Consider the following 20270-nt stretch of genomic DNA (forward strand, 5'->3'; position numbering starts at 1 on the left):
ACCCGCGAATATTGATGAAAAAAGCTGACCAAGGGCGCTTGCCAGCCCGCCCGCCCCCAACTATAGACCGCCCCCTGCCTAGGCGGGATCGCGGCTTCGTGATTCCAGCATCGGTCGGGGAGTAGCTCAGCCTGGTAGAGCACTGTCTTCGGGAGGCAGGGGCCGGAGGTTCGAATCCTCTCTCCCCGACCAACAATTCTTGCAGGAAAAATCGAAATATTTTCCGCCCTTTGCGGACGGCTGAGCCGCGCGACCGACGCCGCACGGCCGCCAGGATCAGTTCATCGCCAGGATCATGTTACGGACCTGCGGATAGACCTGCTTTTCCCATTTGCTGCCAGAAAATACGCCATAATGGCCAACCCCCGGCTGCAGATGGTGGCGCTTCATATGTGGGCGCAGGCCGGTGCACAGCGCATGGGCCGCCGCCGTCTGGCCCACGGCGCAGACATCGTCCTTTTCCCCCTCGACCGTGAGCAGCGCGGTCTTGCGGATGGCGCCGGGGTTCACCTTATTACCGCGATAGAGGAGTTCCCCCTTCGCCAACAACGTGCGCTGGAAGACCCGGTCAACGGTTTCCAGATAGAATTCCTTGGTCATGTCGAGCACGGCGAAATATTCGGCATAGAATGTCTTGATCCGGTCCGCCTCGACATCCTTGCCATCCGCCAGCAACTGGTAAAGTTCGCGATGCTGCGCGCCGTGGCGCTCCATGTTCATCGACATGAAAGCCGAAAGTTGCAGGAAACCGGGATAAACCTGCCGCCCGCCACCGGCATAGCGCATCGGCACACGGGTGATCAGATGGTCTTCAAACCACTCGATCGGCTTTTCGGTGGCGAGTTCAGTAACCACCGTCGGCGCGGCGCGGGTGTCGATCGGCCCGCCCATCAGCGTCATCGAACGCGGCGTCGCCGGATCCTTGTCCTCCGCCATCACGGCGACCGCGGCCAGCGCCGGCACGCACGGCTGGCACACCGACACCAGATGCGCGCCCGGCCCCATCTCCTGGAAGAAGGCGATCACATAGGCCATATAATCGTCGAAACCGAAACTGCCCGCGCTGGCGGGCACATCGCGCGCATTTTTCCAGTCGGTGATGTAGACGTCATGGTCCTGCAACAGCGTTTCGACCGTGTTGCGCAGCAAAGTCGCAAAATGGCCCGACATGGGCGCTACGACCAGCACGCGCGGCTGAGGCGTGGCGACGTCGTCCTTCACGAAATGCAACAGATCGCCAAAGGGAAGGTCGAGCGCAACCTCCTCACGCACGGCGACCTCGGCGTTGCCGCACATCACCTTGTGGATGTTATAGGCGGGGCGATGGTGCGTGAGGCGGGCGCCCTGAAACACGTCCATCAGGGCGAACATGCGACGGGGCATGGCCCAATCGCCGAATTGGCCCAGACTGCCGCGCATCCCTAACGCCATCTTTGCCGCGAATCGGGCCGGCGTCAGCAGATCCTCGAAGGCCTGATAGCCGCTGTAGAGCAACTGCATAATTTCCCACGAACCTTTTTCATTTTTTGCACGATTCGGACTTGTGCCCGAACCTTAATTCCATTTCTATGCTGCGTCGCATCATGCGCGAAAGCAAGCATTTCCATTAGGGAGGATCCCATGGCCGCCGCCGAGCTGACCCTGTCGAGCAAGACCTATTCATCCTGGTCGCTGCGCGGCTGGCTGCTTTGCCGTCTGGCGGGGCTCAAGGTGCAGGAAAAGGCGATCCACATCGACGATCCCGCCAACCGCGCGGAATTGCTGCTTCTTTCGCCTTCCGTGCTGGTTCCGCGCCTCACCCATGAAGGCGCCAGCGTTTGGGACACGCTGGCGATCGCGGAATATCTGCATGAGCTTTATCCGGGTGCAGGAATGTATCCCGACGACCGAATCGCGCGGGCGCATTGCCGGTCGGTTTCGGGCGAGATCCACTCCGGATTTGCAAATCTGCGCTCCGCCCTGCCGATGAATCTGAAGGTGCGGCATGAAAAATTCCCGATTTTCTCTGGCGCGAAGCCGGACATCGAGCGAATCGAGACAATCTGGACCGAATGCCTGACCCGTTATGGCGGCCCGTTCCTGTTCGGCGCCAGGCCCACTGTGGCCGACGCGATGGTCGCCCCGGTGGCGCAGCGCTTCCTGACCTATGCCGTGCCGCTGTCGGCCCCATGTTCGGCCTATTGCGACACCATCAACAACTGGCCGCCCATGCGGGAATGGATCGACGCTTCCCGCGCGGAGCCGGACGAAGTGGAAGAACTCGATATCGAGTTCTGATCCGGACACCCGGTCAGCCTTTCACCCCCGCCAGCCATTCGCCGATCATCGCCCGCCCCGCCGCCACGGCGCCGGGGCCATGGGCGTCATGGTCATGGCGCAGGGCGACGCCGCATTTCCCCGCTATGTCCAGGTCGGCCCAGAAATGGGTCAGCCAGTCCTCAAAACGCGGATCCTCCCCCATTTCGGCATGAAATTGCAGGGCCAGCACGTTCGCGCCCCGCCGGAAGGCCTGATGGGCATAATGGTCGGTCGACGCCAGCAATTCGACGCCCTCGGGCAGGTCGAACGTGTCGCTATGCCAATGCAGGACCGGCACGTCGGCGATGTGGCGCAGGGGCGAGGCAGCGCCCCGATCATTGACGCTGACCGGCGCGAAACCCAGTTCCAAATGCCCGCCGGGAAAAACCCGCGCGCCCAGCGCCGCCGCGATCATCTGGCTGCCCAGGCAAACGCCCAGCGTCGGCCGGTCATGCGCCAACCGCGCCGCCAGCTTTTCGATCTGCACCTTGATCCAGGGGTGAGCATCGGTTTCGTAAACGCCCATCGGACCGCCCATCATGATGAGCAGGTCCGGCTCGGTCAGGTCGACGCCCGCAAAAGCGGGGTCGGCGACATCGATCCGGTCGATATGATAGCCGGCCGCTTCGATCGGCTGGAGATAACCGGCGGCGCCTTCGCGCGGCACATGACGAACGATCAGGGCTTTCTTCATTGCTGCGGAAGATCATAACAGCGCCCCGGCGCAACGCCACCGATCCCTTCTTGCCCCGTCCCAAATCCGGCTTTGCCCGGATGCCGCAACAACGCCGCGCGCTTCGCCCATGAAAAAAGGCCCCCTCCGGCAGGAGGGAGCCTCTTTCATGCCAGGCAGAAGCGATCAGGCAGCCAGCTTGCGCAGCACATATTGCAGGATGCCGCCATTGTTGAAATATTCAACTTCGTTGGCGGTATCGATGCGGCACAGGGCGGTGAAGGTGAAGCTGCTGCCGTCCAGCCTTGTTACCTTCACTTCCACGTCCTGACGGGGCTTGAGGTCAGCGACGCCCAGAATGGTGAAGCTGTCGTCGCCGGTCAGGCCCAGCGACAGGCGGGTGTCGCCATCCTTGAACTGGAGCGGCAACACGCCCATGCCGACCAGGTTCGAACGGTGGATACGTTCGAAGCTCTCGACGATGACGGCGCGCACGCCCAGCAGGTTGGTGCCCTTCGCCGCCCAGTCGCGCGACGAACCCGTGCCATATTCCTTGCCCGCGACCACGACCAGCGGCGTGCCGTCGGCCTTGTGCTTCATCGCCGCGTCATAGATCGGCATGACCTCCGCGCCATAGCGCGACATGCCGCCTTCGATGCCGGGCACCATTTCATTCTTGATGCGGATGTTGGCGAAGGTGCCGCGCATCATCACTTCGTGGTGACCGCGACGCGCGCCATAGCTGTTGAAGTCGGCCTTGGCGACCTGATGCTCCATCAGCCAGGCGCCGGCCGGGCTGTCCGCCTTGATGTTGCCGGCGGGCGAGATGTGGTCGGTGGTAATCGAATCGCCCAGGATCGCCAGCGGCTTGGCGTCCACGATGTCGGTTACCGGCGCCGGGGTCATCGTCATGCCCTCGAAATAGGGCGGGTTGGCGACATAGGTCGAACCGGCGCGCCACTGATAGGTTTCCGAACCGGTGACGTTGATCGCCTGCCAGTGCTTGTCGCCCTTGTAGACTTCGGCATAGCGGGCCTGGAACATGGCGCGATCCATGCAACCGGCCATGGTGGTCGCGACTTCTTCATTGGTGGGCCAAATGTCGCGCAGATAGACGGCTTCGCCATCCTTGCTCGTGCCGATGGGCGTGGTGGTGAAATCCTCGATCACCGTGCCCTTGAGCGCATAGGCGACGACCAGCGGCGGGCTGGCCAGGAAGTTGGCGCGCACGTCGGGCGACACGCGGCCTTCGAAATTGCGGTTTCCCGAAATGACGGCCGACGCGACGAGGTTGTTCTCGTTGATCGCCTTGCTGATCGGTTCGGCCAGCGGACCCGAATTGCCGATGCAGGTGGTGCAGCCATAGCCGACCAGGTTGAAGCCGACATTGTCGAGGTGCGATTGCAGCCCCGCCTTGACCAGATAGTCGGTGACGACCTGCGAACCGGGGGCCAGCGAGGTCTTGACCCAGGGCTTGGGCTTCAGGCCATATTCGTCGGCCTTCTTGGCGACCAGACCGGCGGCGACCAGAACGCCGGGGTTCGACGTGTTGGTGCAACTGGTGATGGCGGCGATCACGACGTCGCCGTCGCCAATGTCGAAATCCTTGCCCTCGACGGGAACGCGGGCCTGTTCCTTCTTGTAGACGCTGGCCATGTCGGCGTTGAACACGTCGTCGACCTCGGTCAGGATGACCTTGTCCTGCGGGCGCTTGGGACCGGCGAGGGTCGGCACCACGGTCGACATGTCCAGTTCCAGCGTGGACGAAAAGATCGGTTCGACCGACGGGTCGATCCAGAAACCCTGTTCCTTGGCATAGACTTCGACCAAGGCGATCTGGTCCTCTTCGCGACCGGTCAGGCGCATATAGTCCAGCGTCTTGTCGTCAATGCCGAAGAAACCGCAGGTCGCGCCATATTCGGGCGCCATGTTGGCCAGCGTCGCGCGGTCGGCCAGGCTGAGCGAGGCGAGGCCGGGGCCATAATATTCGACAAAGCGGCCGACCACGCCATGCTTGCGCAGCATCGCGGTGCAGGTCAGCACCAGGTCGGTCGCGGTCACGCCTTCCTGAAGCGCGCCGGTCAGCTTGAAACCGACGACTTCGGGGATCAGCATGGAAACCGGCTGGCCCAGCATCGCGGCTTCAGCCTCGATGCCGCCCACGCCCCAGCCCAGAACGCCCAGGCCGTTGATCATGGTGGTGTGGCTGTCGGTGCCGACGCAGGTGTCGGGATAGGCGACGGTCGCGCCGGTCGCATCCGTGCTGGTCCATACCGCCTGTGCGATGTGCTCCAGATTGACCTGATGGCAGATGCCTGTGCCCGGGGGCACGGCGTAGAAATTGGCAAGGCTTTTGGAACCCCATTTCAGGAAGTCATAGCGTTCCATGTTGCGGTGATATTCGATCTCCACATTCTCTTCGAACGCTTTGGGATGACCGAATTCGTCGACCATGACCGAATGGTCGATAACGAGGTTGACCGGGACCAGCGGATTGATCTTGCTGGTGTCGCCGCCCAGCTTGGCGATGGCGTCGCGCATGGCGGCAAGGTCGACCACGCAGGGAACGCCGGTGAAATCCTGCAACAACACGCGCGCGGGGCGATACTGGATTTCATTCTGCGATTCAGTGGGGTTCTTCTGCCAATCGACGATCGCCTGAACGTCGGCCACCGACACGGTGAAGCCGCCATCTTCGAAACGGAGGAGATTTTCCAGCAGCACCTTCATCGAGAAAGGCAGGCGCGATACGTCGCCCAGCTTCGCCGCGGCCTTCTTCAGCGAATAATAGGCAATGTCCTTGCCACCGACTGAAAGCGTGTCGCGCGTGCCCAGCGTATCCTGTCCAACGGCTGTCATGTCTGTATCGTCTCCTCGCAAGTGCCCGGGCCGCGCGGCAAATGGGGGAGACGCTGTGCCGACGCCCGCCCGTGTCGGAGCGGGAGACGGAAAGCGCATCGACCGGCGGTCAAAGCGGATGGTCCCGTTGGTGCAGCGCCATAGCGAAGTGGGGCCATGAGTCAAATGGGAAGCCATGCTTTTCCTCCGTGTTTCCCGACTTGGCTCTGGCAAGACGCCGGCCGCATCGCTAAGCCGCACGCTTTCCGTTCAGATGTTCTGAACGCTTGGGAGAAGAAATATATGCGTCCTTCCGGCCGCGCGCCCGACCAGATGCGCGAAATCACCATGGAACCCGGCTTCACCGTCCATGCCGAGGGAAGCTGCCTCGTCAGCTTCGGCGACACGCGCGTGCTGTGCACCGCGTCGGTGGAGGAAAAAGTGCCGCCCTTCCTGCGCGGCAAGGGGTCGGGCTGGGTCACGGCCGAATATGGCATGTTGCCCCGCGCCACCCATACGCGCGGCAGCCGGGAAGCGGCCAAGGGCAAGCAGTCGGGCCGCACCCAGGAAATACAGCGCCTCATCGGCCGCTCGCTGCGCACGGTCGTTGACCTGAAAAAACTGGGCGAGCGCCAGATCGTCGTCGATTGCGACGTGATCCAGGCCGATGGCGGCACCCGCACCGCCTCCATTTCCGGCGGCTTCGTCGCGCTGCGCATCGCCATCGACAAGCTGATCGCGTCGGGCGCCCTGGCCGAAGACCCGATCATCCAGAATGTCGCCGCGATCAGTTGCGGCATCTACAACGGCACGCCCGTGCTCGACCTCGACTATGCCGAAGACAGCAATGCCGAAACCGACGCCAACCTGATCCTGACCGGCGACGGCAAGTTCGCCGAAGTGCAGGCCACGGCCGAAGGCGCGGCCTATGACGAGGAGGAACTGCTCCGCCTGCTCCGCCTCGCCCGCATCGGCTGCGCGAAAATCTTCGCGGCGCAGGACGCGGTGACGGGACGTTAAGCGACCGCTATCGTCACTGCGGGCTTGACCCGGGGTCCTGCTTTCCGTTGACGGGCGCGGACATCAGAGAAATTAGCATATCGTCGTGCCGGGCTTGACCCGGCATCCCGCTCTCCCTTTGATTGGCGGAACAATGAGCGGGATCCCGGCTCAGGGCCGGGATGACGATGAATGGATCGACATGATGTGGAACGGAAAACCCTGGTTTAGACGTTTTGGCTTGCCGTTCTGGTTGGTGCCGATCAGTTGGGAAGGTTGGACGATCCAGTTGCTCGGCGTTCCATTGACCGCCATTCCAGCCTATCTGACCGTTGTCGTTTTCGAGGAGGGTAGTCTGTCATTTCTGCTCGCTTCTGCGGCCTTCATTGCCCTTGCCAGCTTTATTCTGACGCTGGCCATTTGGCACATTGAGAAAAACTGAGAGTGAGCAGATGACCGACCAATTCGGACAGGAACAGGCGATCCGCAAACTGACGCCCGGCAAGCTGGTGATCGCCAGCCATAATGCGGGCAAGGTGCGGGAAATCGCGGCGCTGCTCGGCCCCTATGGCATAGAGCCGATTTCGGCTGGATCGCTCGACCTGCCCGAACCGGAGGAAACCGGCACCACCTTCATCGCCAATGCGGAGCTGAAGGCGATGCAGGCGGCCGACCTCTCTGGCCTGCCCGCGCTGGCCGACGACAGCGGCCTGTGTGTCGAGGCGCTGGGCGGCGATCCCGGCCTGTTCTCCGCCCGCTGGGCCGGGCCGGGCAAGGATTTCGCCCTGGCCATGCAAAAGGTCTGGGACGGGATCGAGGCAAAGGGGCCGGACGCAGGCCATGACGCCCATTTCATCTGCGCCCTCGCCCTCGCCTGGCCCGACGGCCATGTCGAGGCGTTCGAAGGCCGTGTCGACGGTACGCTCGTCTGGCCGCCGCGCGGGGACAAGGGCTTTGGCTATGATCCGATGTTCGCGCCCAATGGCTTTGACATCACATTCGGCGAAATGGACCCGGCGAAGAAACACGCGATGAGCCACCGCGCCGACGCCTTCGCGCAACTGGTGAAGGCGGTTTTCTAGGCTCGCCTAGCCCCCTTCCACCGGTTGCGGCGCGACCGCGTCAACGCCCGACGTCGCCATGGCGGGCGGCGCATCATCCGCGTCCAGCGGATTTTTGCCAAAATTGTTGCCCGCCGGGAAATAACGGCAGACCAGATATTCATAATTTTCCCCGTCGCCCAGCGCGCAGCCGACCCGCCGGGTGCCCCGCCACACCATCTGGGTATAATGGCCGACATCCTGCCAGCGTCCGGTGTCGCTGAAGTCGGGCAGACGGGCCTCCACGCGGAAATGCGCCTTTTCCGCGATGAAGGAATCGACCATCACGTCATAGCCATAGAGGCGTCGCGGCCCCATCCACATATTTTCCCCGCTCGCGGGAATATCGCGGGAGGCCTTGACGGAATGGACGAAGCGGCCCGTGACGGCCATGTGCGCGGCGTGGCGCGCCGCATCGGCGGCCAGCGCCGGATCCCAGACAAGCGGCGCGATGCCCAGCGCCGCGCGCTCGCCATTATGGGCGTCCAGCATCACCTGTCGCAACAGATCGTCGCCACGCGGCGCTTCGGTCATGCCATAATAGGCGGCGGGCATCACCGCGCCCGGCGCGGGCGCCGATGACGCGGACGGCGGCTGGGCTGCCTTCGCCTCAGCGGCGGGCGCGGCGCCTTGCTCCACGGCCGACGCCACCGGCGCTGAAACCATCGCAGCGGCCGATAGCCACAGCCCCACAATCCGTCTAAAGACGCCCCCGCCCATGACCCCCAGTCCCCCCCTGTCCGAACCGGCCCCCGCCGATTCCCTCGCACTATATGTGCATTGGCCCTTTTGCGTCTCTAAATGTCCCTATTGCGATTTCAACAGCCATGTGCGCGACATTATCGACATGCAGGCATGGCGCGCGGCATTGCTGGCCGACATGGCGCATGAAGCGGCGCTCACGCCCGGACGGCGGCTTTCCTCCATCTTCTTTGGCGGCGGCACGCCTTCGCTGATGCCGCCCGCGCTGGTGGCGGATCTGATCGCGGCGGCCGAGCGCCATTGGGGCCTGTCGCCCGATATCGAGATCACGCTGGAGGCCAACCCCAATTCGGTCGAGGCCGCCCGCTTTGCCGACATCGCTGCGGCAGGGGTCAACCGCGTGTCGCTCGGCCTTCAGGCGCTCGACAATGACGCGCTGCATTTCCTCGGCCGCGCCCATGATGTGGACGAAGGTCTGGCCGCGCTGGCCATCGCGCAGCGGGTGTTCAACCGCGTCAGCTTCGATCTCATCTACGCCCGCCCCGGCCAGAGCGAAGCGGATTGGAAGGCTGAACTTGCCCGCGCGCTATCCTTCGGAACCGGGCACCTCTCGCTCTATCAACTGACCATCGAACCGGGCACCCGCTTCGCCACGCTGGTTCAGCAGGGCAAGCTGACGCCCGCCGACCCCGATCATGGCGCAACCCTTTATGAACTGACGCAGGCGATGACGGCGGAAGCGGGCATCCCCGCCTATGAAATCAGCAACCATGCCCGTCCGGGTCAGGAAAGCCGCCACAACCTGACCTATTGGCGCTATGGCGATTATGTCGGCATCGGCCCTGGCGCCCATGGCCGTCGTGGCGGCATGGCGACCTTGCGCCACAAGAAGCCGGAAAATTGGATGAGCGCCCTCGCCCGCAACGGCCATGGCCTGCACGGCGAAACCCCGCTCTCCCCGGCAGACCGGGCGAGCGAGGCGCTGCTGATGGGATTGCGGCTGGGCGAAGGCGTGGACCTGGCCCGCATCGCCGCCCTCTCGGGCCTGCCGGCCAGGCAAATCGTCGACGAGCCGGCCATCGAGAAACTGGGCGCGCTGGGGCTCGTCGCAAAAGCCGGCCAGCATTTACGGGTCGAAGCGGCGGGCATGTTGCTGCTCGACGCCATCCTGCCGGAAATCGTCAGGGCTTAGTCGTCGCCCTGCTGCATGTTCGCGATTTCCTCGTCAATGTCGCGCAGGGCGTCGGCCCGATCGTCGGCAGGGATCATGCCCAGCGCCGCGACCTGACGGCGGGCGATGCGCAGCGCCGCCAGCGCCGCGGCTTTGCCCTGCCGCTCGGCCCGCGCGGCCATCCGCTCAGCGTCGCGGGCGATGCGTTCAGCGTCAGCTCCCGCCCGTTCAGCGGCTCTCGCCTGCCGGTCGATCGCCGCCTGACAGATGCGAACCCTTATGGTCTTGCGGCCATCCGCCCCGGTCTTTTCGCTGTGCGACACCATGTCGCCGCCTTCGCAACCATCGCGCACATCGACATGGGGCACCATCCTGCGGATTTCGGCGTCAGTGGGCACGCGGTGTGTTTCGACCCGACCGTCCGCATGTTTGACGATGATCCGCCCCTTTTCGCTGCGCACCGAAACGGAGGGCGCGGGCGGCACCGGCGGAACCGGAGGCGCCATGTCGGCGGTCGGGGTCGGCGGCGCGGGCGGCGCGGGCGGCGGCGCAATATCGGCGATCACCAGCGATGGCTCAGCCGGTTCGACGGGCGCTTCTGGCGCGGGCGGCGGCGCGGGGGCCGTCGGCTCCAGCGCGGCGGCGGGCTGGATCACCATGCCGCCAATGTCGGCCAGGCGAGAAAGCTTCATGTCCTGCACGCTGTCGGTGATGGCGGCGACCTGCTGCGCGGCGCGGCTGCCCGATGCGGTAAGGACAAGGCCCGCGCTGGTCACAAGCGCGACGGCGGCCATGCCCCAGCTGATGCGGTGGAGGGAAACGGCGTGACTGGAGAGCATTTTCAACCTCCCTTTCAAGGATGTGAGGCGGGTGAGGTGACAGGCGGCGGCGAACTGGCGGCCGCCGCTGGCCGCCTTCAATATGGCGCGGCCATAGGCATGGGCGTGATCCTGCCCATAGAGCGCGAGCACGCGCGCGTCGCAGGCCAGTTCCTGATCGGCACGATAGGCGCGATATGCGATCCAGGCGATGGGATTGCACCAGTGCAGCGCCAGCAGGCCCAGCGCCGCCATATTGGCGGCCAGATCGCCCCGTTCATGATGCGCCCGCTCGTGCGCGATCGCCATCATCTGTTCCTGATCGTCGTAACGCAGGGAAAAATCGACCGGCAGGGCGATGACCGGATGGAAAACCCCGAAGGCCAGCGGGCCGCTGACGCGCGGGCTGGTGACGATCATGATCCGCCCGCCATCTTCCAGCACGGTTGCCTCGCGCAGCACCAGCCGGCGGAAACGGACATAGCCGATGGCCTGCACCAACAGGAAAAGGATTGCGCCCGTCAGCCATAAGCCGAAGGCCAGTTCCAGCCATGGAAATGCAGCCGCCTCCGACGGCGCGGAAGGCAAGGCGGCAGCAGATGCCGGCATCAGCAAATCGGGCAGACCGGCCTGGTCAACCGCGCTGTGCAGCGGCGAGGGACTGGCCATGTCCTGCGGAATGGCGGGCAGGATGAGGCGCGCGACCGGCAACGCCCACAGGGCATAGGCCGTCCCCGCCCCCAGCCAGCGCGCCACCGGCCGTCGCAGCAGCATCACCAGCGCCATCAACAGCGTCGTGGCGAGCAATGTTTCGACCATCCAGACGCTCATGCCTTCAACTCCCTCAGCAAAGCCTCAAGTTCAGCAATGTCGTCCGGCGACAACTGGTCTTGTTGCGCCAGTTGCGCCACCAGCGGCGAAATGCGGCCGCCGAACAGCCGGTCGATCAGCCGCCCGGATTCGCCCGCGACATAATCGTCCCGCGCGATCAGCGGGCGATAGAGGAAACGGCGACCATCCTGATCGGCGGCGATGGCGTCCTTGGCCATCAGGCGCGACAACAACGTCTTGACCGTCTGAAGCGTCCAGTCGCGTTCTTCCGCGATCCGCTCCGCCACATCGGCGGCGGTCAGCGGCGCGCGTTCCCACAGCACCGCCATGACCGCATATTCCGCATCGCTGATCTTCTCGTGCATCGAACCATTCCGTGATTGAAAGGGCGTAAGCGGCCTTATCGTCTACATCTGTAATCAATACGATTACAGATGTAGTCAATCGAAATGTCGACGAACGACATGGCGGAGATGACGAACGACCGGCTCCCCATGGAGCCGGTCGTTCGGGGAAGGCAGAGCATCGGGAGAACTGATCCCGTCCGGCGATGCCCCCCTCAATAGGAGACAGGGCGCTTGGGCGACAGGATGACGCCGCGATGGTCGGCGCTCAGGTCGAAATAGAGGTCGGATGCGGGCCCCTGAACAGTGCGGCTTCGCCCGTCGAACAGCGTGACTGCAACGGTCCAGCTTTTGATGCCGGGCGGCGGCGCGATGGCGACATCCTCATACCATCCCAATTGTCCCGACACCGGCTCACCCATTTCCTCACGGGGGACGACCCGATAGACGGGCAGCGTGGCGATGCATCTGATCCAGCCATCCTCCCAGCGGACGCCGCGCCAGGTGACCTGCCGGATTTCATCCACGCGCCCCTTGATGAGCACGCCATTCTCGCTGCGGTCGTTGTTCGCAATCTCCTCGCAACGCCCAGCCTCGCCGCCATCGCCGCGCACCCGCGCCTCATCCATCCGGTCAAGGTCGAACTTCCAGCCTTCCGGCGGATGCACGCCCTTGTGGACATTGCGATTGCGCCCCGAAAGCCGCCCGCTATGGAGTGTCACCATCTTGCGCTCGGTTTCCCGCTTTTCCACCAGCGGCGTAACGGTGTAGCTGCCCATCACGTGCGGCAAAATCCATGGCGCCAGCTTCGTCGATGTCCGGTCCTTGCCGAACCAGGCATAGGGGCTGCCATAGTGGCTGACCTTCAATTGCAGCGGAGTCGACCCGGTGGCGGCATTGTCGATCGCGTCATTGGGCAGCGGGAAGGATGCGGACAGGGCCGTCCCCTCGATCATGTCCAGCGCCTGCCCGCCCGCCAGCGTCACCCTGGGTTCCGCCTTTTGCATGTGCGGGCCAAAGACGCGCAGCACGATCGGCTCGCGCCCGCCGGGGAAGATCAGGCGCGGCGTATAGCGGGTGATGAAGCTCTTTTTCGAAAAGGGCAGGCTGTTGACCGTCAACACCGCCGTATCCGTCAGTTGCTGGGCCTGCTCCAGCCGATTGCGCGCCGGATCGTTCACGTCCGCGACCGCCTTCTGGATGTTGAGAAACAACTGTTTCTGCTCATCCTTCAACGCGGCAAAGGCCTTATCCATCAGGCTGGAATTGACCCGTTCCCAGGCGTCGAGAGCATCGCGCGCCTCAACCCCGGCATTGAACAGCACCAGGTCCATATCCTGACGCGCCGAGGCGATGAGAGCGTCAATCTGCCCCCGCAACAGGCGCACGGATGCGGCGACGGTCGTCACCGACGCGACCTGCGCGGGCGCGGGCGCTGGCGTCAGGGCAATGGCGATGGATGAAAGGGACAGAACAAAACCAGGTCGCAAACCAGTCATGGGGCCTCCGCAGGGAATGTGGAAAATTCCATCGCGCAGGCAGCGCCAAAGCCGAGCGCCATGCAAACAGGACAGCGCCCATTTTCGAGTGAATGAGTGGCCCAAAAAGGGAGATGAGAGGCGGAAAGGAGAGAAATTACCTCGTCGTTCGCGCCGCCTTTTCTCCGGATCGGACAAAAAACCGCCCCCCGACCAGCGGCGCCAGGCTCAAAATGTCGGGATGTTTTACAACCGCTGGACTGCCCCCATGCGCGTTAACTGCAATAACCACGAAAAACCGACAATGCCGTGAACTGGCACAGGGATTGCTCTTGATCCGATGTTCCCGACCGACTCAAAAAGGGGGATGTGGCTGTCTCCGCCACATCCCCCGTCCCGGTCTCCCGGATATGCTCTGCGTTGTGCCGCCCAACGGGCGGCGCGCGCCCGATCAGGCGCCGGCCAGCCCCTGATCGACCATCAGCTGCTGCAATTCCCCGGCTTCATACATTTCCATCATGATGTCGCTGCCGCCGACAAATTCGCCCTTCACATAAAGCTGCGGGATGGTCGGCCAGTCGGAAAAGGCCTTGATGCCCTGCCGGATACCCTGATCCTGCAACACGTCGACGCTTTCATAATCGACGCCCAGATGTTCCAGGATCGCCACGGCCCGGCTGGAAAAGCCGCATTGCGGGAAAAGCGGAGTGCCCTTCATGAAGAGCACCACATCATTGCCGGTCACGATATCGCCGATGCGCTGCTGCACGGGGTCGGTCATCTCTGTTCCATTCCTGTCCGACGCAGCGCCCCGTTGGCGGCCGCGTCATTGTCACGGCGTCTAGTTGGGGACCACGGTGGTCAGTTGCAAGGCGTGGAGCACCCCGCCCATCCGCCCGCCCAGCGCGGCATAGACCGCCCGCTGCTGCGCCACCCGGCTCATGCCGCGAAAGCTCTCCGCTTCGACGCGCGCGGCATAATGATCGCCATCGCCCGCCAGATCGGTGATCTCCACCCGCGCATCGGGGATGGCGGCGACGATCATTGCTTCGATCTCTTGCGCGCGCATCGGCATCGCAGCGCGCCTTACTGCGCTTCGATGAACTGGCGGCGGGCGATCACCGACTGCTCTTCCAGCGCTGCACGCACGCCCGGTTCGTCGATGTCGATCCCGGCCGACGTCATGTCGCCCAGGAGCTTGCGGATCACGTCCTCGTCGCCCGCTTCCTCGAAATCGGCCTGCACCACCGCCTTGGCATAGGCGTCGGTTTCTTCCGGGGTCAGCCCCATCTTTGCGGCCGCCCATTCGCCCAGCAGACGGTTGCGGCGCGCCTGGATGCGGAACTGCATTTCCTGGTCATGGGCGAACTTGTTTTCAAAGGCGCGTTCGCGATCGTCAAAGGTGGTCATAGCTGCTGCCCTGTTCAAAACGGGTTGGTCGCATATCGCGATATTATGATTCGGTTCGTTCAGGCAATGGCCGGAACGACCCATGGCCGCTCCCGCGCCGCCTTCGCCTCATAGCCGTCGATCGCCGCGCCGCTGGCCAGCGTCAGGCCGATCTCGTCAAGGCCGCCGAGCAGGCATTGCTTGCGGAACGGGTCGATGTCGAAGGCGAAGCGATCCTGAAAGGGCGTGGTGACGCTCTGATGCTCCAGATCAACGGAGATGGGATCGGTCCTGGCGACCTCCATCAGCCTGTCGATCGCCTCCTGCGGCAGCACCACGGTCAAAATGCCGTTCTTGAAGGCGTTGCCGGAGAAAATATCGGAAAAACTGGGCGCGATCACGACCTTGATGCCCAGATCCATCAAAGCCCAGGCGGCATGTTCGCGGCTCGACCCGCAACCAAAATTGTCGCCCGCGATCAGGATCGGGCTGCCCGCATATTCGGGATCGTCAAAGACGTTGCCCGGTTCCGTGCGCAGCACCTCGAACGCGCCCTTGCCAAGGCCGGAACGCGAAATCGTCTTCAACCAATGGGCGGGGATGACGATGTCGGTATCGACATTCTTCATGCCAAAGGGATAGGCCCGCCCCTCGACGCTGGTCAGCTTTTCCATTCAGCCCGCCTGCGCGCTTTCCACCGCGCTCTCATCGGCGGCGGCCCGGCCCAGCGTCGCGGCCATCGCCGCGCTGGCCAGCGCGCCCAGGGCGAGCACCCAGAAAATCTTCTTCACGCGACCATCCCCTTTTTATCCTCGATCAGTTCACGCACGTCGGTCAGATGCCCGGTCACGGCCGCCGCCGCCGCCATCACCGGGGAAACCAGATGCGTGCGCGCGCCGGGGCCCTGACGCCCCATGAAATTGCGGTTGCTGGTCGACGCGCAACGCTCGCCGGCCGGCACGCGATCCGGGTTCATTGACAGACAGGCCGAACAGCCCGGCTCGCGCCATTCGAAACCGGCCGCCTTGAAAATGCCGTCCAGCCCCTCGGCCTCCGCCTGCCGCTTGACCAGGCCCGATCCGGGCACGACCAGCGCCTGCTTGACGCCCGGCGCGATATGCCGCCCCTTCAGCACCGATGCGGCAGCGCGCAGATCCTCGATCCGGCTGTTGGTGCAACTGCCGATGAAGATATTTTCCACCGGCACCTCGGCCAGTTTCTGCCCCGGCGTCAGGCCCATATAGTCGAGCGACTTGGCCGCCGCCGCCCGCTTCGACGCATCGGCGAAGCTTTCGGGGTCGGGCACGACGCCGGTGATCGCCACCACATCCTCCGGACTGGTGCCCCAGGTGACATTGGGCGCGATGGTCGCGGCGTCGATGGTGATGCTCTTGTCGAACACCGCCCCTTCGTCGGTCTTCAGCGTTTTCCAATAAGCGACCGCCGCGTCCCAGTCCGCGCCCTTCGGCGCCATCGGGCGCCCCTGCAAATAGGCGAAGGTCTTTTCGTCCGGCGCGAACAGGCCCGAACGCGCGCCCGCCTCGATCGACATGTTGGCGACGGTCAGCCGCCCTTCGATGGACATAGTCTCGAACACGCTGCCGCGATATTCGATGACATAGCCGGTGCCGCCCGCCGTGCCCAGCGCGCCGCAAATCGCCAGCGCCACATCCTTGGGCGTGACGCCGAAGCCCAGTTCGCCCTCGACCCGCACTTCCAGCGTCTTCGACGGCTTCAATTGCAGCGTCTGGGTGGCCAGCACATGCTCGACCTCGCTGGTGCCGATGCCGAAGGCCAGCGAACCCAGCGCACCGTGCGAACTGGTGTGGCTGTCGCCGCACACCATTGTCGTCCCCGGCAGGGTAAAGCCCTGTTCCGGACCGATGACATGGACGATGCCCTGTTCGGGGTCCGCGTCGCCGATCAGACGGATGCCAAATTCGGGGGCGTTGCGCTCCAGCGCGGCAAGCTGCTGCGCGCTTTCGGCATTGGCGATGGGAATGCGCTGGCCATTGGCGTCGCGACGCGCGGTCGTCGGCAGATTATGGTCGGGCACCGCCAGCGTCAGGTCGGGCCGACGCACCTTGCGCCCGCCCACGCGAAGCCCCTCGAACGCCTGCGGACTCGTCACTTCATGGACGAGGTGGCGATCAATGTAGATCAGGCAGGTGCCATCGGGCCGCGTCTCAACGACATGGGCGTCCCAGATTTTCTGATACAGGGTCGTGGGCTTGGTCATCACAGCCCTCCCCTAGCCCCGGACGGATCAAGGTTAAAGAGGAAAAGCGCCCCGCAGCAGGGCCATCGTCACAGATCGTCGGGGGCCAGATCGAGATAGGCGATCACGTCATTGTCGGTGGCGATAAACAATCCCTCCCACATCTCGCTCGGCTGGGCGGCGGCGACGCGCAACGCCTCGGCCAGCGGCGCATAGCACAGCGTATTGACCGCCCCGCCCTCCGGCCCGTCGCTCAGATGATAAAGGCGCACCGTCGCGCTGTCATAGGTGGATCGCATCGCGTGATTATCGGCGCACTGGCGGGCGGCGTCCAGCCCTCTCCATCCCAACATCTCGGTCCACAATCGAGCCACTTCGGGCTCGAACCGCTTGCCCCAAACCCTGAAGGCAACTAGCACCAGAATGGGTCAACGATGGCGACAGATCCGCATGATATTTGGGGGACCGATGAAAATTTTTCTGAGCGGCATGATGCTTCTTCTTGCCCTTGCAGCACCGGCACAAGCCGAACCCCTTACAACCGATGCAATTATAGCTTTGGCGAATGCTGGCATCGGTGACGAGGCGATTATCGCAAAGATCAAAAGTTCTGACACAAAGTTGGAACTTACAACCGATCAAATGATCGAATTGAAGGCAAAGGGCATTTCCAGTGCTGTCATGGCGGCATTGCTTGAGGGCAATGGGCGGCCAGCAACGTCGACAATGTCGATGGATGCAGCCGATCCAATGGTGCCGCACCCGGCCGGTGTCTATGTGTTGATGAATACCGCGTCCAGCGCTCGGATGCAGCGCATTGACCCCACCATGAGTAATCAGGCCAAGACAGGCGGGATTTTGGGCTATGCTTTCACTGGCGGCATTGCTTCGATGAGCATCAAGGCAGCCATTCAAAACGAAACGGCCAAGGTTCGCGCGATAAGCCGCCGCCCTGTATTCTATTTTTTCTTTGATGAATCCAACCCTGATACGGCGCGTCAAATGACCTCCTGGGCTGCGGGAACAGCAGCAACCGTTACTTCACCTGCGGAATTTACACTCATCAAACTGCTTAAAAAACAGGGCCGCCGCGAAGCCCGCGTCGGCAGCATAAATGTTGTTGGAGCGAAGGCCGGCGTAATGGACAAGGACCGCATACCCTTCGAATATGAAATGGTCCGACAAGGAGTCTTCCGCGTCATTCCTTCGGCAGACCTGGATGATGGCGAATATGGTTTCATTTATGCAATCGCTGGCGGCGGCACCGCCGGGGCCATGACTGCGCGCGTGTTCGATTTCTCGATCTGAGGCTATTCAGCGGCGGTCCTTCACCTTTATGCCGCTGGCGAGCGTGTTGCTGGCGGCGATGGTGACGGGATCGTCGGTGAAATTGGCGACGAAGGTCGACTGGCGCGACAGGCCGGGGACGAAGGCGGCGCTGTTCTTCTCGATCAGCAGCGCGCCGCTGTCATGCTCGCGGCCTTCGGGCGCGATGGTGATGAAGGCGGACCAGTTGTCCTTGTCGCGGCCCTGCACCATCGCATTGCCGCTGATGACGCCCGACGAGCCATTGGACAGGTCGATCATGTAATTGGTCAGGCGGCCGCCGCTGTCGTCGAAACTGTTGCCGGTGATGGCGACGCGCGCCGTGCGCGTCTTCAGATAATGACCGCCATCGCCCTGGTCGAACCGGCTGTTGGTGACGGACAGGCTGGCGAGGCGACCGATATAGATGCCATGGGCGCAATCGAGATCGCGGTCGCACCGGCCCAGATGGCGGAAGGTCGACCTGTCGATGCTGACCCGGCCATCGCCATAATCGCCGGTCAAAATCCCTTGCTCGCTGTTGCGGAACAGGCTGTTGGTGACGGTCAGGTCGCCGCTTTCCAGCCTGATGCCCGCGCCATTGCCGTCGGGCACGCGCAGATTCTGGAAGATGATGCCGTCGACCCGGCTCGCCTGCCCGCGCAGCACCAGCGCCGCCTTCCCCTCGCACACCGCGCCGTCCAGCGTCACGCTGCCCGGCGTGGCGGCGCGGATGGTCAGGTCGCCGCCCTGCTGCACCGCGCACTGGCGATAGCTGCCCGGCGCGATCACCACCGTGCCGCGCGCATTGCCCACCGCGCGAACCGCATCGGCGAGCGATCCGAAGGACTGGCCCGTCTCCGCCACGGTAAAGGGCGCAGGCGCCCCCTGCGCCAGAGCCGTCGCGCCCGCCGCCGCTGCGGCCAGGATGGAGATGGAGGTGATACGCATGAAGCCAAGGATAGGCGCGCCGAGGCGAGCGGCCAACCGCCAGAGATGGTTAACGAAAACCTGCCCCGTTGTGGGACAAAGTAGCGGGCGAAGGTTGATGCGGGGCGTCAGGGTCACGGTGGCGCGACGGTGGCGAAGTTCACAGTGTCGTAGCAGAAATGGGCGTGAAATGCCGGTAAAGCCGCGGCGACGCCAAGCGGACGCGCCTGTCGGGCCACAGCGCCGCGACAGGGACGCGACAGCTGCGCGCCAACCACGCATCAGCGACGCGCCCGTTGGGTCACAGGCTGCGCGGGCCTGGTGGCGCGGGGATCGGGGGCGAAGGGATCGGCCAGCCTTTGCGCATTGAGCGCCAGCGCGCGATCCCACGTCCGGTCGAACGGCGTCCCCCTGAGCCGCCGCCGCAACCGATGCGCGCTGGCCCGCGACATGCCCGCAGCGCGCGCGGCCTGCGTAACATTACCGGTGGCGAGCAAGGCGGCGAGGAAAAGCCGCTGCCGCTCGGGCGTCCAGCGGGCGCGATCCGGGGGTGTTGGCGCGGCGGGCGCGGGCGGAGTGGGTGTGGGGTGCTGGTCCATCCATGAGGATAGACCAGAGGATTTCCTACTTTGGAAGGGGGATTTGGGCCAATATAATAGAGGTTGGAATGTCCGGATCAGCGCTTATTAGGTCGTGAACCCATAAATCGGATTAGGTCATGGATGGCTGTTGAGCGAATTTTTGCCAGCGCTTCTCGAGCTTCTGGATCATCGTCGCTTCGGGAGTCCGGGTATCGTCGATTGATTTGAGCCATTTGTCGAAGGACGCTTTGACAAAGGCTTGGCCGACATCGTTCAACTCAGACCATTTGATCACGAGATCGGGTGTGCGAGCTATAGCGCTCAGGCCGGGTGCCAATCCCTTGGCCACAAGCAGTTCTGCGAAGACATACTGACTTGTGGAGACATGGCGGTGCCATTCGCCGTCATCGGGAATCTGGTTGCCGTCCGCATCCCACGAGGTCACCGGGACACTCAGCATACCCGGAACGTCAATCACCTTAAAATCAGTCATGTTGACGTGTGCACTGCTACCCAACCTTGGACCGCTCGGGTCTAGAGATTTCCGCCTGGTCCGGGTCCGGAGGGCTGGTGGCTCCGGTCGGGTTTGCCAACA

The 20270-nt window shown here is 63.7% G+C and carries 22 protein-coding genes and 1 tRNA gene; 7 read left to right on the forward strand and 16 right to left on the reverse strand.

Annotated elements, in window-relative coordinates; translation table 11 throughout:
- Positions 1-115 precede the first annotated feature (115 nt).
- A tRNA-Pro gene (locus GGR44_RS16030) sits at positions 116-192 on the forward strand.
- An 84-nt stretch (positions 193-276) separates the two neighbouring features.
- Here the strand turns inward: GGR44_RS16030 and GGR44_RS16035 are convergent.
- Positions 277-1500: a polyhydroxyalkanoate depolymerase gene (locus tag GGR44_RS16035; protein WP_183956486.1), complete on the reverse strand. Its 1224-nt coding sequence runs from the start codon at positions 1498-1500 to the stop codon at positions 277-279.
- A 120-nt stretch (positions 1501-1620) separates the two neighbouring features.
- On the opposite strand from GGR44_RS16035, the gene GGR44_RS16040 reads away from it, so the two are divergent.
- On the forward strand, positions 1621-2277 hold the full coding sequence (locus tag GGR44_RS16040; RefSeq protein WP_183956487.1) for a glutathione S-transferase: 657 nt from the start codon (positions 1621-1623) through the stop codon (positions 2275-2277).
- A 13-nt stretch (positions 2278-2290) separates the two neighbouring features.
- Here the strand turns inward: GGR44_RS16040 and GGR44_RS16045 are convergent, their stop codons facing one another.
- Positions 2291-2992 (reverse strand): glutamine amidotransferase, encoded by a 702-nt coding sequence (locus tag GGR44_RS16045; protein WP_183956488.1) that lies wholly within the window; start codon positions 2990-2992, stop codon positions 2291-2293.
- Positions 2993-3157: 165 nt separating this feature from the next.
- Positions 3158-5830, reverse strand: coding sequence for an aconitate hydratase AcnA (gene acnA, locus GGR44_RS16050; protein WP_183956489.1), 2673 nt, complete (start codon positions 5828-5830; stop codon positions 3158-3160).
- 282 nt (positions 5831-6112) lie between these two features.
- Here acnA and rph point away from each other — a divergent pair, with 282 nt between their 5' ends.
- The 3 genes from rph (at position 6113) to rdgB (ending at position 7890) form a co-directional block, all read left to right on the forward strand.
- Positions 6113-6829 (forward strand): ribonuclease PH, encoded by a 717-nt coding sequence (rph, locus tag GGR44_RS16055; RefSeq protein WP_183956490.1) that lies wholly within the window; start codon positions 6113-6115, stop codon positions 6827-6829.
- A gap of 133 nt (positions 6830-6962) precedes the next feature.
- On the forward strand, positions 6963-7250 hold the full coding sequence (locus GGR44_RS16060; protein WP_183956491.1) for a hypothetical protein: 288 nt from the start codon (positions 6963-6965) through the stop codon (positions 7248-7250).
- A gap of 10 nt (positions 7251-7260) precedes the next feature.
- On the forward strand, positions 7261-7890 hold the full coding sequence (gene rdgB / locus GGR44_RS16065; protein WP_183956492.1) for an RdgB/HAM1 family non-canonical purine NTP pyrophosphatase: 630 nt from the start codon (positions 7261-7263) through the stop codon (positions 7888-7890).
- 6 nt (positions 7891-7896) lie between these two features.
- On the opposite strand, the gene GGR44_RS16070 is transcribed toward rdgB, so the two are convergent.
- Positions 7897-8628 carry a CAP domain-containing protein gene (locus tag GGR44_RS16070; protein ID WP_183956493.1) on the reverse strand — a complete coding sequence of 244 codons (732 nt, stop codon included), beginning with the start codon at positions 8626-8628 and terminating at the stop codon, positions 7897-7899.
- Between GGR44_RS16070 and hemW the strand changes: the two genes are divergently transcribed.
- Positions 8627-9802 (forward strand): radical SAM family heme chaperone HemW, encoded by a 1176-nt coding sequence (gene hemW, locus GGR44_RS16075; RefSeq protein WP_183956494.1) that lies wholly within the window; start codon positions 8627-8629, stop codon positions 9800-9802. The genes GGR44_RS16070 and hemW overlap by 2 nt on opposite strands.
- Here the strand turns inward: hemW and GGR44_RS16080 are convergent.
- From GGR44_RS16080 to GGR44_RS16120, 9 genes are all read right to left on the reverse strand, one after another.
- Entirely contained in the window at positions 9799-11430 is a 1632-nt protein-coding gene (locus GGR44_RS16080) for a M56 family metallopeptidase (RefSeq protein ID WP_183956495.1), read from the reverse strand. The two genes, hemW and GGR44_RS16080, sit on opposite strands and share 4 nt — an antisense overlap.
- On the reverse strand, positions 11427-11795 hold the full coding sequence (locus GGR44_RS16085; RefSeq protein ID WP_183956496.1) for a BlaI/MecI/CopY family transcriptional regulator: 369 nt from the start codon (positions 11793-11795) through the stop codon (positions 11427-11429). Before GGR44_RS16085 ends, GGR44_RS16080 begins: the two co-directional genes overlap by 4 nt.
- Positions 11796-11989: 194 nt before the next feature.
- Entirely contained in the window at positions 11990-13273 is a 1284-nt protein-coding gene (locus GGR44_RS16090) for a hypothetical protein (protein WP_183956497.1), read from the reverse strand.
- Positions 13274-13703: 430 nt separating this feature from the next.
- Positions 13704-14033: a Grx4 family monothiol glutaredoxin gene (grxD, locus tag GGR44_RS16095; protein ID WP_183956498.1), complete on the reverse strand. Its 330-nt coding sequence runs from the start codon at positions 14031-14033 to the stop codon at positions 13704-13706.
- A 60-nt stretch (positions 14034-14093) separates the two neighbouring features.
- On the reverse strand, positions 14094-14327 hold the full coding sequence (locus GGR44_RS16100; RefSeq protein ID WP_183956499.1) for a BolA/IbaG family iron-sulfur metabolism protein: 234 nt from the start codon (positions 14325-14327) through the stop codon (positions 14094-14096).
- Between the two features lie 11 nt (positions 14328-14338).
- Positions 14339-14662: a DUF1476 domain-containing protein gene (locus GGR44_RS16105; protein WP_183956500.1), complete on the reverse strand. Its 324-nt coding sequence runs from the start codon at positions 14660-14662 to the stop codon at positions 14339-14341.
- Positions 14663-14721: 59 nt separating this feature from the next.
- Positions 14722-15315, reverse strand: coding sequence for a 3-isopropylmalate dehydratase small subunit (leuD, locus tag GGR44_RS16110; protein WP_183956501.1), 594 nt, complete (start codon positions 15313-15315; stop codon positions 14722-14724).
- A 113-nt stretch (positions 15316-15428) separates the two neighbouring features.
- The gene (gene leuC, locus GGR44_RS16115; protein WP_183956502.1) at positions 15429-16880 is read right to left on the reverse strand and encodes a 3-isopropylmalate dehydratase large subunit; all 1452 of its coding nucleotides are present in this window, start codon (positions 16878-16880) and stop codon (positions 15429-15431) included.
- 68 nt (positions 16881-16948) lie between these two features.
- A complete protein-coding gene (locus GGR44_RS16120; protein ID WP_183956523.1) occupies positions 16949-17158 on the reverse strand; it encodes a hypothetical protein in 210 nt (69 codons plus the stop codon).
- A gap of 169 nt (positions 17159-17327) precedes the next feature.
- Here GGR44_RS16120 and GGR44_RS16125 point away from each other — a divergent pair, with 169 nt between their 5' ends.
- Entirely contained in the window at positions 17328-18167 is an 840-nt protein-coding gene (locus tag GGR44_RS16125; RefSeq protein WP_183956503.1) for a hypothetical protein, read from the forward strand.
- A 6-nt stretch (positions 18168-18173) separates the two neighbouring features.
- Here GGR44_RS16125 and GGR44_RS16130 read toward each other — a convergent pair whose 3' ends face one another.
- From GGR44_RS16130 to GGR44_RS16140, 3 genes are all read right to left on the reverse strand, one after another.
- Positions 18174-19115 carry a right-handed parallel beta-helix repeat-containing protein gene (locus tag GGR44_RS16130; protein WP_183956504.1) on the reverse strand — a complete coding sequence of 314 codons (942 nt, stop codon included), beginning with the start codon at positions 19113-19115 and terminating at the stop codon, positions 18174-18176.
- Positions 19116-19375: 260 nt separating this feature from the next.
- Positions 19376-19693 carry a terminase small subunit gene (locus GGR44_RS16135; RefSeq protein ID WP_183956505.1) on the reverse strand — a complete coding sequence of 106 codons (318 nt, stop codon included), beginning with the start codon at positions 19691-19693 and terminating at the stop codon, positions 19376-19378.
- A 112-nt stretch (positions 19694-19805) separates the two neighbouring features.
- Positions 19806-20168 (reverse strand): hypothetical protein, encoded by a 363-nt coding sequence (locus tag GGR44_RS16140; protein ID WP_183956506.1) that lies wholly within the window; start codon positions 20166-20168, stop codon positions 19806-19808.
- Positions 20169-20270: the final 102 nt, after the last annotated feature.

Source organism: Sphingobium fontiphilum (assembly GCF_014196635.1).
In the GTDB taxonomy this organism is placed as follows: Bacteria; Pseudomonadota; Alphaproteobacteria; order Sphingomonadales; family Sphingomonadaceae; genus Sphingobium; species Sphingobium fontiphilum.